The organism is Arthrobacter sp. NQ4 (assembly GCF_029077345.1).
Taxonomy (GTDB): domain Bacteria; phylum Actinomycetota; class Actinomycetes; order Actinomycetales; family Micrococcaceae; genus Arthrobacter.
The window spans coordinates 188,129-202,696 of record NZ_JARETC010000002.1 but is presented as its reverse complement, the minus strand read 5'-3'; the positions used below and the strand labels follow the sequence as shown (position 1 = coordinate 202,696).

The following is a 14,568-nucleotide window of genomic DNA, read 5'->3' as shown; positions in this document are numbered from 1 at the left end:
GCCGGCAGCCCGGTTCGTACTTTACTGGCCTCTTCGGGCACAGTAGGTGAGTGCCAAGCAGCAGAAGCCTCCCCGTGCCGGGCCACGGCAGTTTCCGGGCCCATGTGGCGCGGTTGGTTCCGGGCCTGTTGACGGCGGCGGCCGCCGTGGCAGGGGCCTTCCTGGTGCACGGGCTCCTGCCGGCATTGCCTGCGATGACCATGGCCGTGGTGCTGGGCGTCCTGACTGCCAACCTGCCCGGCGCCGGCAGCTGGACCGGGGGCCGGGCCCGTGCAGGACTCGACTTCGCGGGCAAGCATCTGATGCGCGGCGGGATCGTGCTGCTGGGCCTGAAAGTCAGCGTCATGGATGTCCTCAACCTCGGGTGGCCGGCCCTGGTCCTGATCGTGGGCGTCGTCGCGGCCAGCTTCGGCGGTACCTATGCAATCTCGCGGCTGTTCCGCCTCCCGCCGGTGACCTCGCTCCTGGTGGCCACAGGGTTCTCCATCTGCGGCGCGTCGGCCATCGGCGCCATGGCCGCCGTCCGCCGCATCCGGCACGCCGAAACTGTCCTGCCGGTGGCCTTGGTAACGCTCTGCGGAACGCTCGCCATCGGCGTCCTGCCCCTCCTCGCGCACCCCCTGGGCCTCACGGCCACGGTGTTCGGTGCCTGGACCGGCGCGTCCGTGCACGACGTGGGCCAGGTGGTGGCCACGGCGCAAACCGCCGGGACCGCTGCCCTGGCGATCGCCGTCGTCGTCAAGCTCACCCGGGTGCTGCTGCTGGCGCCCGTTGTTGCCGCAGCCGGCGCGCACCACAGGAACGGAGCGCGCGCCCCGGGCGCCGCCAACGGCACCACGTCCAAAATGCCGCCCGTGGTGCCCCTGTTCGTGCTGGGCTTCGTGGCCATGGTGGCCCTGCGCTCCACCGGCTGGCTGGCCCCGGCCTGGCTGGATACCGGCGCCACGCTGCAGGACATCCTCCTGGGGGCTGCCCTGTTCGGGCTGGGCTCGGCCGTCAGGATCAGAACACTGCTCCATACAGGTGGGCAGGCGCTCCTGGCGGCGCTGGCATCCTGGCTCCTGATTGCCGTGCTGGGCCTGGCGGCCGCCTTCCTGATCGCGGGCTGAGCGGACGCACCGGCCGCGTGATTAGATAGCCGGGTGTCACATGAGAATCTGCAGCGCAGCGAAGCCTCCGAACGTTCAGCCCTGATCAGCACCACCAGCTACGACGTCTCGCTCGATGTGCGGCAGGCAGCAGATCCGGCGGTTCCCGGCTACACCAGCCGCAGTGTCATCACCTTCACCGCAGAACCCGGCTCCAGCACCTTCCTGGACTTCATCGGCGGCAGCGTCCACAGCGTGATCCTCAACGGCAAGAGCCTGCCCGTGGGGGACGTGGTGGACGGCGCGCGGATCAGGCTGGACAACCTCGGGGTCGAAAACCAGGTGGCCGTGACCGGTACGGCGCTGTATAGCCGCTCCGGCGAGGGCATGCACCGGTTCGTGGACCCTGCCGACGGCCAGACCTACCTGTACACCCAGTACGAGCCAGCTGACGCGCGCCGGGTCTTCGCCAACTTCGAACAGCCCGACCTGAAGGCAACCTACACCTTCCACGTGATGGCTCCGGCGGAATGGAAGGTGGCCTCGAACGGCGCAGAGGTGAGCCGTACCCTGCTGACCAGCGATCCTGCCACTGCCTGCTGGGACTTTGCCACCACCCTGCCGATGTCCACCTACATCACCAGCATCCTGGCAGGGCCCTACTTCAGGGCTGAGGACCGGTGGCAGGCAATGCTCGACGACGGCACTCAGCTGGACGTCCCGCTGGCCCTCTACTGCCGCGCCTCGATGGCAGGCTCCTTCGACACGGAAGAGCTCTTTGCCCTCACCAAGAAGGGCCTGGACTTCTTTAACCGCCTCTTCGACTACCCCTACCCGTGGGGCAAGTACGACCAGGCGTTCGTGCCCGAGTACAACCTGGGCGCCATGGAGAACCCGGGGCTGGTGACGTTCACCGAGAGCTACGTGTTCACCTCCCGCGCCACGGACGCGCAGTACCAGGCGCGCGCCAACACCCTGATGCACGAGATGGCGCACATGTGGTTCGGCGACCTGGTGACCATGCAGTGGTGGGACGACCTCTGGCTCAAGGAGTCCTTCGCCGATTACATGGGAACCCTCGGCGTGGACCGGGCAACGGACTGGGATACCGCCTGGGTCAACTTCGCCAACAAACGCAAGGCCTGGGCCTACGTGCAGGACCAGCTCCCCACCACCCATCCCATCGTGGCTGACATCCCCGACCTTGAAGCGGCCAAGCAGAACTTCGACGGCATCACCTACGCCAAGGGCGCCTCGGTCCTCAAGCAGCTGGTGGCCTACGTGGGGTTTGATTCGTTCATCGCAGGATCCCGGGAGTACTTCCGGAAGCACGCCTATGGGAACACGTCGCTGGCCGACCTCCTGGCGGCACTGAATGCGGCCTCGGGCCGTGACCTGTCCGGCTGGGCCCGGCAGTGGCTGCAGACGTCCGGCATCTCGATGCTGTCCCTGGATATTTCTGCCGTGGACGGTTCGTCCAAGGACCCGGCCGTGGCGGGAGCAGCAACGGGCGACGCCAGCGTGCTGGGACAGGTGGCGCTCGTCCAGGAGGCGGTGGACCCGGTCACCGGACGGGAAGAGCTGCGTCCGCACCGCCTCCGCGTCGGTTCCTACGACTTCGACGCCGGCGGGGCCCTGGTGCAGACCGGAACCATCGAAACCGACGTGACCGGTGCCCGGACTGAGCTCCCCCAGCTTGCCGGCCAGCCGCGGCCCGCGCTCCTACTGGTCAACGATGACGATCTGACCTACGCCAAAGTGCGGCTGGATCCGGTGTCCGAGGCTGCCGTACGTGCATCGCTGGACCGCATCACCGATCCTATGGCCCGGGCCCTGTGCTGGACGGCGCTGTGGAACTCGGCGCGGGACGGCGAAAGCCCCGCGTCCATGTACGTGGACGCCGTGATGGCCTTCGCCGCGACTGAGACGGGCATCGGCGTACTCCTGAACGTCCTCGACAACGCCACCACCGCCGTCGAACGGTACACACCCGCCGCCACCCGCGGGAGGGTGCGCGCGTCCTTCCTGGCAGCTGCCGCCGCAGAACTGGACCGGGCCGCCCCGGGTTCGGACCAGCAGCTCGCCTGGGCCCGCACCCTCGGCACACTTAGCAGGCAGGACGGTGCCCTGCTCCCCCGGCTCCGTGGCCTGCTGGACGGAGCGTACGCCGTCGAGGGGCTGGCGGTGGACGCCGAGCTCCGCTGGCACCTCTGGCATGCCTTGGCAGCCAATGGCCAAGCGTCCGCAGCCGAGCTCGACGCCGAGCTTGCCCGGGACACCACCGCCTCCGGCCGGGCGGGGCATGCAACAGCCATGGCGTCCCGTCCCGACCGCGACGTCAAGGTTGCCGCCTGGGATGCGGCCGTCCACGGGACCGGGCTGTCCAACCAGCTTCTGACCGCCACCATCAGCGGCTTCACTACCGCGCCGCCGGCGCTGCTGGAACCCTACGTGGAGCCCTACTTCGACTGCCTGCGCGCTGTGTGGGACGCGCGGAGTATCGAGATCGCCAGCCGGATTGTCCGGGGCTTCTACCCGGCAGCCCAGGACCTCCCGGACGGCGGGGAGCCCAAAGACCACCCCGTCGTCCGGCGGACGGATGCCTGGCTGGACGCCAACCCGGACGCCCCGCACGCACTGCGCCGGATCATCGTGGAGCAGCGCAGCCACCTCCTGCGCGCACTCACGGCGCAGGCCGCCGTCGTTCCCCACCGGCCCCCTAACCTCGCTGCACTCGGCTAGGGTACCCTGCCGGCGTGGGCCCACTCATCGGTTGCTGAGTAACTGCCGTTTTGAGGCACCAAAACGGCAGCTGCTCAGCAGTGGATGGAGCTAGGGGACGCGGTGGAGCCATTCCGGGGTGCCGAACTTGGCCGCCACCTTGTCCTCGGCGGCTGCCAGCTCATGTCCCGCGAGCGTTGATGGTGTGGCCCCGTAACGCTCGCTGAAGACCTCGATCATCGCCTCGATGATGGCCGTGCGGGCCAGGCCGGTCTGGCGGCGCAGCGGATCCACCCGCTTCTTGGCGCTGCGGGTGCCCTTGTCGGACAGTTTCTCCTTGCCGATCCGGAGGACCTCCACCATCTTGTCGGCGTCGATGTCGTAGCTCATGGTGACGTGGTGCAGCATGCCGCCGTTGGCGAGGCGCTTCTGCGCGGCGCCGCCGATCTTTCCCTGGTCCGTGGCGATGTCGTTCAGCGGGATGTAGAAGGCGTTGATGCCGATCTTTTCCAGCGCGGCCATGACCCAGGCGTCAAGGAACGGGTAGGAGTCGGCGAAGCTCAGTCCGTCCACCAGGGTTTGGGGCAGGTAGAGCGAGTAGGTAATGCAGTTGCCGGCCTCCATGAACATCGCTCCCCCGCCGCTGATCCGGCGGACCACATTGATGCCGTGCCTGGCCACGCCCTCGGGATCCACCTCGTTCTGCACCGACTGGAAGCTGCCGATGACGACCGACGGTTCCTGCCAGTCCCAGAACCGCAGGGTGGGCGTCCGCGCCCCCGAGCCCACGGCCTCGGTGAGCACCTCGTCGAGGGCAACGTTGATTTCCGTGGGAAGCACGGTGGGCGCGATGACGTTCCACTCGTGGTCTCCCCAGGAGGTCGCCTTGGCCAGGGCACGCCGGACCGTCACGGCAACGGCATCCGCGGAGAAGCCGAACAGCACGGCTCCGGCCGGCAGGGCGGCTGTGACGGCGGCTGCGAGGTCTGCGGCAGGTGTGATGTCCGGAAGCCCGGTCAGCGCACGGTTGATGTCCTCCAGGGCCTCGTCCGGCTCCAGGAAGAAGTCGCCGCTGACGGAGACGTCCGCCAGTGCGCCGTCCACCACCGCCAGGTCCACCACCACCAGCTTGCCGCCGGGAACCTTGTACTCCCCGTGCAGGCGCTGGTTGCTGTCGGCGTTATTGGCAGGAAATCCGGACTCGCTCATGCTTTCCATCCTGCCCCAGAAAGCAGGTGCGCGGTTAACGCAGAAGGCCCGCACCGTTTCCGGTGCGGGCCTTCTGCAAACAAGCTTGGCGAAGGAATTACTTCTTGCCGCCGAAGCCCTTGAAGCGAGCGTTGAAGCGCTCGACGCGGCCTGCAGAGTCCATGATGCGCTGCTTGCCCGTGTAGAACGGGTGGGACTCGGAAGAGATTTCGACGTCGATGACCGGGTAGGTGTTGCCGTCTTCCCACTCGATGGTCTTGTTGGAAGACACGGTGGAGCGGGTCAGGAACTTTGTGCCGGAGGCCAGGTCGTTGAAGACAACAGCTTCGTACTTCGGGTGGGTATCAGACTTCATAATGGGACCTTTGTTCGCGCAACTGGATTTTGCCAGCTGCCAGGTATGAATGGGATGGCTGCGGTCTGTCGCATCAGCCGAAGCTGAAAAAGCAGGACAACCAGCTATCAATCATAGCCGATCCGCCAGGGGCTGACGAACCGGCGCCCCTGGCGGCAGGTGGTGGCGCCGCAGGTCAGTCCCGTGCGCGCAACTCCCAGAAGGCGACGGCCGAGGCAGCAGCAACGTTCAGTGAATCCACCCCGTTGCGCATGGGGATTTTGACGGCAAGGTCGACGGCGGCGAGCGTCTCCGGGCTCATGCCGGCACCCTCGGTGCCAAGCACCAGGGCGAGCTTGTCCACGTTGCGGGAGGCGACGGCGTCGACATCCTCTGCATCCGGTGTCAGTTCCAGGGCCGCGACGGTGAAGTCGTGGTCCTTGAGCACCCGGAGGTCCCCGGGCCAGTCCTGCAGGCGGGCCCAGGGAACCTGGAACACGGTGCCCATGCTGACGCGCACGCTGCGGCGGTACAGCGGGTCGCCACAGCGTGGCGAGACCAGCACCGCGTCGATGTCCAGCGCCGCTGCGGAGCGGAAAATTGCGCCCACGTTGGTGTGGTCCACGATGTCTTCCAGCACAGCCACGCGGCGCGCCCCGGCGAGGAGGTCGGGCAGCGGCACCGGAGCCGGGCGCTGCATGGCCGCCATGGCCCCGCGGTGCAGGTGGAACCCGGTGATTTCCTCCAGCAGGGCAGCCGAACCGATGAACGCCGGAACGTCCGGGTACGCCTGGAAGACGTCGTCGAGGTCCGCCATCCACTTCTCGGCGAGGAAGAATGACCGGGGCCGGTGCCCGGCTGCAAGGGCCCGGCGCAGGACGCGCGAGGACTCGGCGATGTACATGCCCTCGGCGGGTTCACGGAGCTTGCGCAGGTGCACGTCGGTCAGGGTGGTGTAATCGCTGACGCGCGGGTCATCGGCCGATTCGAGGTAGTGGAAGGTCACCGGGTGATTATTTCAGCAGGTTGGCGATCATCACGCCGAGGGCCACGATGCCCAGGCTGAAGATCACAGCGCGCAGGACGCGGGGCGAGAGCTTCCGGCCTACCTTCGAGCCCAGGAGGCCGCCGATGGTGGAGCTGATGGCGATCAGCAGCACCACCAGCCAGTTGATCCGGTCGAACGCGAACAGGAGGTAGGAGATGGCGGCCACCATGTTCACGCCGAGGACCAGGATGTTCTTCATGGCGTTGGCGTTCTGGATGGTGCCGGTAAGGAACACGCCCAGGATGCCGACCAGCAGGATTCCCTGTGCCGCGACGAAGTAACCCCCGTAGACACCGGCCAGGTAGACCAGGACCACCAGGAGGACGCCGTGGCGTTTGTCCCGGACGGCGTGTTCGGGGTTGGCCTCGCGGTTGCGCACCCAGTCCTGGAGCCGAGGCTGGAACACCACCATCAGCAGTGCCAGGACCAGGAGGACCGGGGCGACGTAGTGGAAGACCTTCTCCGGCAGGTGCAGCAGGAGCCAGGCGCCGGTGACGCCGCCCAGGACCGAGGCGGGAAGGAGGCGGAGCACCTGCCGTCCCCGGCCGGCCAGCTCTCGGCGGTAGCCGAAGGCCCCGGCGCCCGTTCCGAAGACCAGGCCCATGGCATTGCTCATGGAGGCGGTGACGGGTGCAACGCCCAGGGCGATGAGCACCGGAAAGGTCACAAGCGTGCCGGAGCCCACCACCGCGTTGATGGTTCCGGCCCACAGGCCGGCGATGAACACAATGATGCTGCTGAAGAGTTCCAAGGTAGTAGCGCAGGCCCCGTCTAGCGGCGTGCTGTGGCGGTGTAGCGTCCCGCGTTCTCGGAGACATCCAGAGGAAGCCCGAAGGTGGTGCTCAGGTGCTCTTCGGTCAGGACCTCGGTGATGGGGCCGGCGGCCACCACGCCGCCGTCGCGCAGCAGCATGGCATGGGTGAAGCCCGGCGGGACTTCTTCAAGGTGGTGCGTGACCAGGACCATGGCTGGGGCCGATTCGTCCCGGGCCAGCTCGCCCAGCTTGTGGACCAGTTCCTCGCGGCCGCCCAGGTCCAGCCCGGCACCGGGCTCATCCAGGAGCAGCAGTTCGGGGTCCGTCATGAGCGCGCGGGCGATCTGGACCCGTTTGCGCTCCCCCTCGGAGAGGGTGGCGAACGTCCTGTTCAGCAGCGGACCCATGCCCCAGTCGTTCAGGAGCCGGAAGGCGCGCCGTTCGTCGTCGCGCTCGTAGCCCTCCCGCCAACGGCCCGTGACGCCATAGGCGGCCGTGACCACGACGTTGAGGACGTTCTCGTGCTCCGGAATCTGGGTGGCAAGGGCTGCCGAGGAAAGGCCGATGCGGGGCCGGAGTTCGAAGACGTCAACACGGCCCAGGACTTCGTCGAGGATGCCGGCGGTGCCGCTGCTGGGGTGGAGGCGTGCCGCCGCGATCTGGAGAAGGGTGGTCTTGCCGGCCCCGTTGGGTCCCAGGATGACCCAGCGTTCGCCCTCGTTGACCTGCCAGTCAACCTTGTCCAGCAGGGTCTTCTTACCACGGACAACGCTGACGGAGTCCAGTTCCAGAACATCACTCATAGGAGTAGACACTAGGACAAAAAAGAAGATGACTGATAACCGGTGTGAAGGCTCCCTAAAGGGTCTCGCCGCGGCCGCCCGCAACGAATTCAGGACACCCCACCCGCGCTGACTAAGATTGCAGGCATGACTTCGAACGTGACTGCGGTCAGCTATGGCCTGAATATGACCCCCGCCGGGCTGGAGCAGCTGCGTTCCGTCCTTTCGTCACACGGCGCAGAGCTGCTGTCTGAATCCTCCGCCGGTGACAGCCGGTATGGGGTCCAGGTTCTTGACCTGGCCCTTCCCGACGCCACCGCGGCCGGCCTGGCCGCCCTCCGCCGGGCTGTGGCGGATGCCGCAACCGATGGTTTTGACACGGCCCTGGTGCCCTCCGGGCTCCGCTCTGCGGCCCGCAAGCTGCTGATCATGGATGTGGACTCCACCCTGATCCAGCAGGAGGTCATCGAACTCCTGGCCGCGTACGCCGGCAAGCGCGAGGAAGTGGCGGCCGTAACGGAAGCTGCCATGCGCGGCGAACTCGATTTTGCCCAAAGCCTCCACGCCCGGGTGGCGGTGCTCGCGGGGCTGCCCGCCGACGTCGTCCATTCCGTCCGCAAAGAAGTGAAGCTCAGCGAAGGTGCCGATCAGCTCGTGGCCACTTTCAAAGCCGCCGGCCACACGGTGGCTGTGGTGTCCGGCGGCTTCAACCAGATCCTGGAGCCTATTGCCGGGGACCTGGGCCTGGACTACTGGCAGGCCAACGAGCTGGAAATCGTCGACGGCGCGCTGACCGGCAAGGTGCTGGGCGCGGTCGTGGACAGGGCAGCCAAGGAAAAGTACCTGCGGGAGTGGGCTGCCGCCGAGGGCATCGCGCTGGAGCATACCATCGCCGTGGGCGACGGCGCCAACGACCTGGACATGCTGGGCGCCGCCGGGATCGGGGTGGCCTTCAACGCCAAGCCCGCTGTCCGCGCCGTGGCCGACGCCGCCCTGAACATGCCATACCTGGACGCCGTCCGCCACATCGCCGGGGTCTGAGCCCCCGCAACGCCCCATAACAAAGCGGCCCCCGCCGCCGGATTACCCGGCGGCGGGGGCCATCTGCCCGCTGCTGCTTAGCTGGAAGCCTGCCCGGCGCTCTTGCCGAAGTAGTCGGCACCGCCGGCGTACTCCGTGTGGCCGGACTCGACGTCGGCCGTTGCCATTCCGGCAACAACCTGCGCGAACTCCTCCACCGAGTACAGCTTCCCGGCTTCGGCGCGGCGCGCTTCGATGGCGCCCGGGGTGGAGCGGTCCAGGAGCGTGGCGGTGACCGTGCCCTCGATCATGTCGCCGGACACCACCACCAGGGAGATGCCCTTCTCCGCCAGGTTGGGGATCAGGTCCCGGAGTGCGTCCTCGCCGGCGCGCTTGCTGCGGGCCACCGGCTCGTAGGCCGGCATGGTGGGGACGGTGTTGATGAAGTGGGCCTGGTGGCTGGTCACGAAGACCACGCGCGAGCCTTCCTTCATCAGCGGCACCGCCGCGTTGAGCATGTTCACCTGGGCGTCGCGGTTCAGCTTGAGCGCGTAGTCCTCCCCCATCCCGGTCTCCATGCCGCCGGAGGCGTTCAGGACCAGGATGTCCAGGGACCCGAAGTTCTCCATGGCGGCGCTGGCCAGGGCCTGCACACCCTCCTGGGTGGTGAGGTCCGCGCCGACCGCGACGGCCCGGCCGCCGTCGGCCTCGATGCCCTGCACCACTTTGTTGGCGCGGGGTGCCTTCTGGCGGTAGTTGACCACGACGGCGGCACCCTCCGAGGCGAGGATCTTGGCTACGTCGGCGCCAATGCCCCGCGATGATCCGGTGACGATCGCCGTCTTGTTGTCCAGCAGTCCCATACGAGCTTCCTTTGTTCGAAACATCTAAATCGTTGTGGCCTGCAGTCCATCATGCCAGCGGCCATGGTCAATATCCGTTGTCTGACTTCGACAAATAAGGACCGCGGGGCTAGTTTGCTGCAGCGGCGGAGGCCGAAGGGTCAGTGGCCCATGCCCAGGCCGCCGTCCACGGGGATGACGGCACCGGAGATGTACGCGGCTTCGTCGCTGGCGATCCAGCGGACCACGTTGGCCACCTCGGCCGCCTCAGCGAAACGGCCGGCGGGGATGCTGGCCAGGTAATCCTTTTGGGTGGCCTCGGGGAGTTCTGCGGTCATGTCCGTGTTGATGAAGCCGGGTGCGACCACGTTGGCGGTGATGCCGCGTGAGCCCAGTTCGCGCGTGAGGGAGCGGGCGATGCCCACCAGGCCGGCCTTTGAGGCGGAGTAGTTGATCTGTCCCGGCGCCCCGTACAGGCCCGAGACCGAGGAAATGAGGACCACGCGGCCCTTGCGCAGCCGGATCATGCCTTTTGACGCACGCTTGATCACGCGGAAGGCGCCGGTCAGGTTGGTGTCGATCACTGAGGTGAAGTCATCCTCGCTCATGCGCAGCAGCAGGGTGTCCTTGGTGATGCCGGCGTTGGCCACGAGGACTTCCACCGGACCGTGGGCCGCTTCCACTTCCTTGAAGGCGGCATCCACGGAAGCCTCGTCGGTGACGTCCGCCTTGACGCCGAGGATGCCCTCCGGCAGCTGGGTTTCGCTGCGGTAGGTCACAGCCACCTTGTCGCCGTTGGCGAGGAACGCCTGCGCGATGGCCAGCCCGATACCGCGGTTGCCGCCGGTGATGAGGACGCTGCGCGGTGCGGTAACTGCTTCAGTCATGGAGGTGCTCCGGAATTCTGCGGCAGGCTGCGCCGCGGTAGAGGGTGTGGTTTGGCTGGAACCGATCTTAGCGGCAGCCCTGCCGCGGGTTTGGGCAGCACTGCCGATGGTGCGAGAATTAAGGGAAGCCTTTGGAGCGTGATCATTCACCGTGACCCTTGAAAACCATGCGGGACGTCCGGCGCCCGAAGAACCGGGCCGGTTCTCCGGCGACACCGAGGTCCACAACATTACGGATGCCGCCGCCGCGCATTCGGAGGATATGCGCCAGCGGATGATTAAGTACGCCCTGGCTATGGGCATCCGCATGGTCTGCCTGATCCTCATTTTCGTGGTGGACGGCTGGTTCAAGATCATTGCGGTGGCGGGCGCGGTCTTCCTGCCGTGGTTCGCCGTGGTGATTGCCAACGGCAGCGACAAGGCAGAAACGCCCAGTGACCTGCTGCTGGATTCCGCGCCGCTGGCCGAGCTGGAAAGCCCTGCCCCTCCAGTGGCGGATGAGGAACCGGGAAGCGCCGTGCTGCAGGGCGAACTGGTGAAGGACGAGGACCCGGAGCAAGGGGAGGAGCGGCAGGCATCATGAGCATTTTCGATTTCGCAGCGGGAACGGACGTGGCATCGGAGGCTGCCGCCGTCTGCTCCAGGAAGGCGTGCAGGGCCCAGGCGTCCTGGCAGCTTCTCTGGAACAACCCGAAAATCCATGCTCCTGAGCGGCGCAAAACCTGGCTGGCCTGCGCCGACCACCGGGACTGGCTGGAGGACTACCTGCAGACGCGTGGCCTCTGGAAGGAAACGCTCCCGCTGGAAGCCGCCGGGGACGCCCCCCTGGAGCAGGACATCTGAATGTACCGTTTCCTCTTTTCCAGCAAGTGGCTGGGCTATCTCCTGCTGGCCGCCATCTTTGCCACCGCGTGCGTTTTCCTGGGCCGCTGGCAGATGGACCGGCGCGCCGAGACCCTGGCCGAAATCAACCGCGTCGTCAGCAATTACTCGGCGGCTCCCATTCCGTTCGCCCAGGCACGGGACCAGTTCACCCAGCTGGACCCGGCCAAGGAATGGACCCAGGTCGAGCTGAAAGGCTCCTACGATGCCGCCGGGCAGCGGGTTGTGCGCAACCGGCCGCTCAATGGGCAGCCCGGGTACGAGGTGGTGGTCCCGTTCCGCCTCACCACGGGCGAAACCGTTGTCATCGACCGCGGCTGGCTGCCCATCGGCAACAAGAATCCAGGCAGCCCTGACTCCGTGCCCGCCCCGCCCTCCGGTGACGTGACCGCCGTCGTCCGTTTGAAGCATGGTGAGCCGGAGCTGCAGCGCGGGGCGCCCGAGGGGCAGCTGGCATCCATTGACCTTCCCACCTACTCAGCGCAGCTGGGTTATCCCCTGATGACGGGTGCGTACGGCCAGCTGGCCTCGGAAACGCCGGCGCCGGCGGAGATGCCGGTTGCCTTCCCCAAACCGTCCACTGACGAGGGGACGCACTTGTCCTACTCGCTGCAGTGGTTCGCTTTCGGGGTCCTGATGTTCGTGGGCTTCGGCTACGCGGCCCGGCAGCAGGCGCGTAACGCAGCGATCGACGCCGAGGACCAGGACGAGCCGGAACTGGACGGAGCGGTCCACTCCGCCGTCCAGGCCGCCCGGCGCCAGCCCGCACCGCCGCGCAAGCGGAAGAAGGCGACGGCCGAGGAGGAAGAAGACGCCCTCCTGGACGCGCAGGGGTACTAGGACGTGGAGAAGCACGACGGCGGTCCGGTCGCCTTGGTGCGCGCCGCGCTGGTCGAGGCCGGAGTCGGCGACACCGTGCGGACTTTTTCCGCGGGGGTGCCCACGGCAGCCGCCGCGGCCCAGGCGCTGGAATGCGATCTTGCCGCCATCACCAACAGCCTCATTTTCGACGTCGGCGGCGAACCCCTGCTGATCCTCGCCAGCGGTGCGGCCCGTGTTGATACGGCGCTGGTTGCGGCCCGGCTCGGGGCCGGCAAAATCCGCCGGGCCTCCCCCGCATTCGTCCTGGACCACACCGGACAGAAGGTCGGCGGGGTCGCCCCGGTGGGCCACCCGAAGAGAATCAGGACACTTTTGGATGAAACCCTGCAGGCCCACGGGCTGCTGTGGGCCGGGGCAGGTGACCACAACTCGATGTTCAGCATCACCTACCAGGACCTGCTCCGCATCACCGGGGCACTGGAACTGACGGTGCGCTAGGCCAGGGTGATCAGGTCCAGGTAGTCCTCGTTCCAGAGGTCTTCCACGCCGTCCGGAAGCATGACGACCCGTTCGGGGTTCAGGGCCTCGACAGCACCTTCGTCGTGGCTGACCAGCACGACGGCGCCGGTGTAGTTCCGGAGCGCCCCGAGGATTTCCGCGCGGCTGGCGGGGTCGAGGTTGTTGGTGGGCTCGTCGAGGAGGAGGACGTTGGCGCTTGAGGCCACGATGGTGGCCAGGGCCAGGCGTGTCTTCTCACCGCCGGAGAGTACGCCTGCGGGCTTGTCCACGTCGTCGCCGGAGAACAGGAATGAGCCCAGGATGCCGCGGACCTCGGCGTCCTTCATGTCCGGCGCGGACGAGCGCATGTTCTCCAGCACGGTGCGGTTGTGGTCCAGGGTTTCGTGCTCCTGGGCGTAGTAGCCCACCTTCAGGCCGTGGCCCGGGATGACCTCGCCGGTGTCAGGGGTGTCCACACCGGCGAGCATGCGCAGCAGGGTGGTCTTGCCGGCACCGTTGAGGCCAAGGATGACCACCTTGGACCCGCGGTCGATGGCCAGGTCCACGTCGGTGAAGATCTCCAGCGACCCATAGGACTTGCTGAGCCCGTCCGCGGTGAGCGGGGTCTTGCCGCAGGGTGAGGGGTCGGGGAACCGCAGGGCTGCCACGCGGTCCTGCTCACGGACAGCTTCCAGTCCGCTGAGGAGCCGTTCGGCACGCTTGGCCATGTTCTGCGCGGCAACAGCCTTGGTGGCCTTGGCCCGCATCTTGTTGGCCTGGTCCATGAGGACCTGCGCCTTCTTTTCGGCATTGGCCCGTTCACGCTTCCGGGCCCGCTCGTCAGTTTCCCGCTGCAGGAGGTAGCGCTTCCAGTCCATGTTGTAAAAGTCGATCTGGGCGCGGTTCGCGTCCAGCAGGAACACCTTGTTGACGGTGGCTTCAAGCAGGTCGGTGTCGTGGCTGATCACGATCAGGCCGCCCTGGTGGTTCTTCAGGAAGTCCCGCAGCCAGGCGATGGAGTCGGCGTCGAGGTGGTTCGTCGGTTCGTCCAGGAGCATGGTCTCGGCATCCGAGTACAGGATGCGGGCCAGCTCCACGCGGCGCCGCTGGCCGCCGGAGAGCGTCTTGAGCGGCTGGTTCAGCAGCCGGTCCGGGAGGGCAAGGTTGGAACAGATCGAGGCTGCTTCGGCCTCGGCCGCGTAGCCGCCCGCGGCGAGGAACTCGGATTCCAGCCGGTCGTACCGGTTCATGGCCTTGCGCTGGACGTCGGCGTCCTCGCTCGCCATTTCGTCGTGCGCCTTGCGCAGTTTGCCGACGACGATGTCCAGGCCGCGGGCGGAAAGGATCCGGTCACGCGCCAGCTGTTCCATGTCGGGGGTCCGCGGGTCCTGGGGCAGGTACCCGATTTCTCCGCTGCGGGTCACCTTGCCGGCGGCGGGCAGGCCTTCGCCCGCGAGGACACGGGTCAGCGTGGTCTTGCCTGCGCCGTTCCGGCCCACCAGGCCGATCTTGTCCCCTTTGTCGATGCGGAAGCTCACCTGGTCCATGAGGAGCCGGGCACCGGCGCGCAGTTCAAGATCCTGGACAGTAATCACAGCAGGTAAGGCCTTTCACAACAGGGAACGCCACGGTCCGCGCACTGTGTGCGAAGGGACGCTGGGGCAGAGTGGCCGGAGAACGG

General features: G+C 67.2%; 15 protein-coding genes. 7 read left to right on the top strand and 8 right to left on the bottom strand.

What is annotated here, in order from left to right:
• Positions 1 to 50: 50 nt before the first annotated feature.
• Together PUN51_RS04730 and pepN are read left to right on the top strand one after the other, a co-directional pair.
• Positions 51 to 1,109: a YeiH family protein gene (locus tag PUN51_RS04730; RefSeq protein WP_275180101.1), complete on the top strand. Its 1,059-nt coding sequence runs from the start codon at positions 51 to 53 to the stop codon at positions 1,107 to 1,109.
• Between the two features lie 33 nt (positions 1,110 to 1,142).
• Positions 1,143 to 3,830, top strand: coding sequence for an aminopeptidase N (gene pepN, locus PUN51_RS04725; protein ID WP_275180100.1), 2,688 nt, complete (start codon positions 1,143 to 1,145; stop codon positions 3,828 to 3,830).
• A 90-nt stretch (positions 3,831 to 3,920) separates the two neighbouring features.
• Here pepN and PUN51_RS04720 read toward each other — a convergent pair whose 3' ends face one another.
• The 5 genes from PUN51_RS04720 to PUN51_RS04700 all read right to left on the bottom strand — a co-directional run bounded on the left by PUN51_RS04720 (position 3,921) and on the right by PUN51_RS04700 (position 7,957).
• Positions 3,921 to 5,018 (bottom strand): lipoate--protein ligase family protein, encoded by a 1,098-nt coding sequence (locus PUN51_RS04720; protein WP_275180099.1) that lies wholly within the window; start codon positions 5,016 to 5,018, stop codon positions 3,921 to 3,923.
• A 97-nt stretch (positions 5,019 to 5,115) separates the two neighbouring features.
• Complete coding sequence (locus PUN51_RS04715; protein WP_018771158.1) at positions 5,116 to 5,373, bottom strand: type B 50S ribosomal protein L31; 258 nt, start codon at positions 5,371 to 5,373, stop codon at positions 5,116 to 5,118.
• Positions 5,374 to 5,548: 175 nt separating this feature from the next.
• Positions 5,549 to 6,358, bottom strand: coding sequence for a TrmH family RNA methyltransferase (locus tag PUN51_RS04710; protein WP_275180098.1), 810 nt, complete (start codon positions 6,356 to 6,358; stop codon positions 5,549 to 5,551).
• Between the two features lie 7 nt (positions 6,359 to 6,365).
• Positions 6,366 to 7,151: a sulfite exporter TauE/SafE family protein gene (locus PUN51_RS04705; RefSeq protein ID WP_224026066.1), complete on the bottom strand. Its 786-nt coding sequence runs from the start codon at positions 7,149 to 7,151 to the stop codon at positions 6,366 to 6,368.
• Positions 7,152 to 7,171: 20 nt separating this feature from the next.
• The gene (locus PUN51_RS04700) at positions 7,172 to 7,957 is read right to left on the bottom strand and encodes an ABC transporter ATP-binding protein (RefSeq protein ID WP_159632023.1); all 786 of its coding nucleotides are present in this window, start codon (positions 7,955 to 7,957) and stop codon (positions 7,172 to 7,174) included.
• Between the two features lie 126 nt (positions 7,958 to 8,083).
• Here PUN51_RS04700 and serB point away from each other — a divergent pair, with 126 nt between their 5' ends.
• Positions 8,084 to 8,977 carry a phosphoserine phosphatase SerB gene (serB, locus tag PUN51_RS04695; protein ID WP_275180097.1) on the top strand — a complete coding sequence of 298 codons (894 nt, stop codon included), beginning with the start codon at positions 8,084 to 8,086 and terminating at the stop codon, positions 8,975 to 8,977.
• A 77-nt stretch (positions 8,978 to 9,054) separates the two neighbouring features.
• Here the strand turns inward: serB and PUN51_RS04690 are convergent, their stop codons facing one another.
• Together PUN51_RS04690 and PUN51_RS04685 are read right to left on the bottom strand one after the other, a co-directional pair.
• Positions 9,055 to 9,819 (bottom strand): SDR family oxidoreductase, encoded by a 765-nt coding sequence (locus tag PUN51_RS04690; RefSeq protein ID WP_159632025.1) that lies wholly within the window; start codon positions 9,817 to 9,819, stop codon positions 9,055 to 9,057.
• A 140-nt stretch (positions 9,820 to 9,959) separates the two neighbouring features.
• Positions 9,960 to 10,685, bottom strand: a complete 726-nt coding sequence (locus PUN51_RS04685) for a beta-ketoacyl-ACP reductase (RefSeq protein ID WP_159632026.1) — start codon at positions 10,683 to 10,685, stop codon at positions 9,960 to 9,962.
• A 151-nt stretch (positions 10,686 to 10,836) separates the two neighbouring features.
• On the opposite strand from PUN51_RS04685, the gene PUN51_RS04680 reads away from it, so the two are divergent.
• The 4 genes from PUN51_RS04680 to PUN51_RS04665 are packed head-to-tail and all read left to right on the top strand — an operon-like array spanning position 10,837 to position 12,887.
• Positions 10,837 to 11,268 (top strand): DUF3099 domain-containing protein, encoded by a 432-nt coding sequence (locus PUN51_RS04680; protein WP_275180096.1) that lies wholly within the window; start codon positions 10,837 to 10,839, stop codon positions 11,266 to 11,268.
• Positions 11,265 to 11,528: a hypothetical protein gene (locus tag PUN51_RS04675; protein ID WP_159632028.1), complete on the top strand. Its 264-nt coding sequence runs from the start codon at positions 11,265 to 11,267 to the stop codon at positions 11,526 to 11,528. Before PUN51_RS04680 ends, PUN51_RS04675 begins: the two co-directional genes overlap by 4 nt.
• Positions 11,529 to 12,407, top strand: coding sequence for an SURF1 family cytochrome oxidase biogenesis protein (locus tag PUN51_RS04670; RefSeq protein WP_224026063.1), 879 nt, complete (start codon positions 11,529 to 11,531; stop codon positions 12,405 to 12,407). It begins immediately after the preceding gene.
• Between the two features lie 3 nt (positions 12,408 to 12,410).
• Positions 12,411 to 12,887, top strand: coding sequence for a YbaK/EbsC family protein (locus tag PUN51_RS04665; protein WP_275180095.1), 477 nt, complete (start codon positions 12,411 to 12,413; stop codon positions 12,885 to 12,887).
• Here PUN51_RS04665 and PUN51_RS04660 read toward each other — a convergent pair.
• Positions 12,884 to 14,482, bottom strand: a complete 1,599-nt coding sequence (locus PUN51_RS04660) for an ABC-F family ATP-binding cassette domain-containing protein (protein ID WP_159632029.1) — start codon at positions 14,480 to 14,482, stop codon at positions 12,884 to 12,886. The two genes, PUN51_RS04665 and PUN51_RS04660, sit on opposite strands and share 4 nt — an antisense overlap.
• Positions 14,483 to 14,568: the final 86 nt, after the last annotated feature.

Excerpts from the sequence above, each read along its gene's own strand:
- PUN51_RS04720 (WP_275180099.1), bottom strand. The coding sequence starts at position 5,018 with ATGAGCGAGTCCGGATTTCCTGCCAATAACGCCGACAGCAACCAGCGC.
- PUN51_RS04715 (WP_018771158.1), bottom strand. The coding sequence starts at position 5,373 with ATGAAGTCTGATACCCACCCGAAGTACGAAGCTGTTGTCTTCAACGAC.
- PUN51_RS04700 (WP_159632023.1), bottom strand. The coding sequence starts at position 7,957 with ATGAGTGATGTTCTGGAACTGGACTCCGTCAGCGTTGTCCGTGGTAAG.
- serB (WP_275180097.1), top strand. The coding sequence starts at position 8,084 with ATGACTTCGAACGTGACTGCGGTCAGCTATGGCCTGAATATGACCCCC.
- PUN51_RS04690 (WP_159632025.1), bottom strand. The coding sequence starts at position 9,819 with ATGGGACTGCTGGACAACAAGACGGCGATCGTCACCGGATCATCGCGG.
- PUN51_RS04685 (WP_159632026.1), bottom strand. The coding sequence starts at position 10,685 with ATGACTGAAGCAGTTACCGCACCGCGCAGCGTCCTCATCACCGGCGGC.
- PUN51_RS04675 (WP_159632028.1), top strand. The coding sequence starts at position 11,265 with ATGAGCATTTTCGATTTCGCAGCGGGAACGGACGTGGCATCGGAGGCT.
- PUN51_RS04670 (WP_224026063.1), top strand. The coding sequence starts at position 11,529 with ATGTACCGTTTCCTCTTTTCCAGCAAGTGGCTGGGCTATCTCCTGCTG.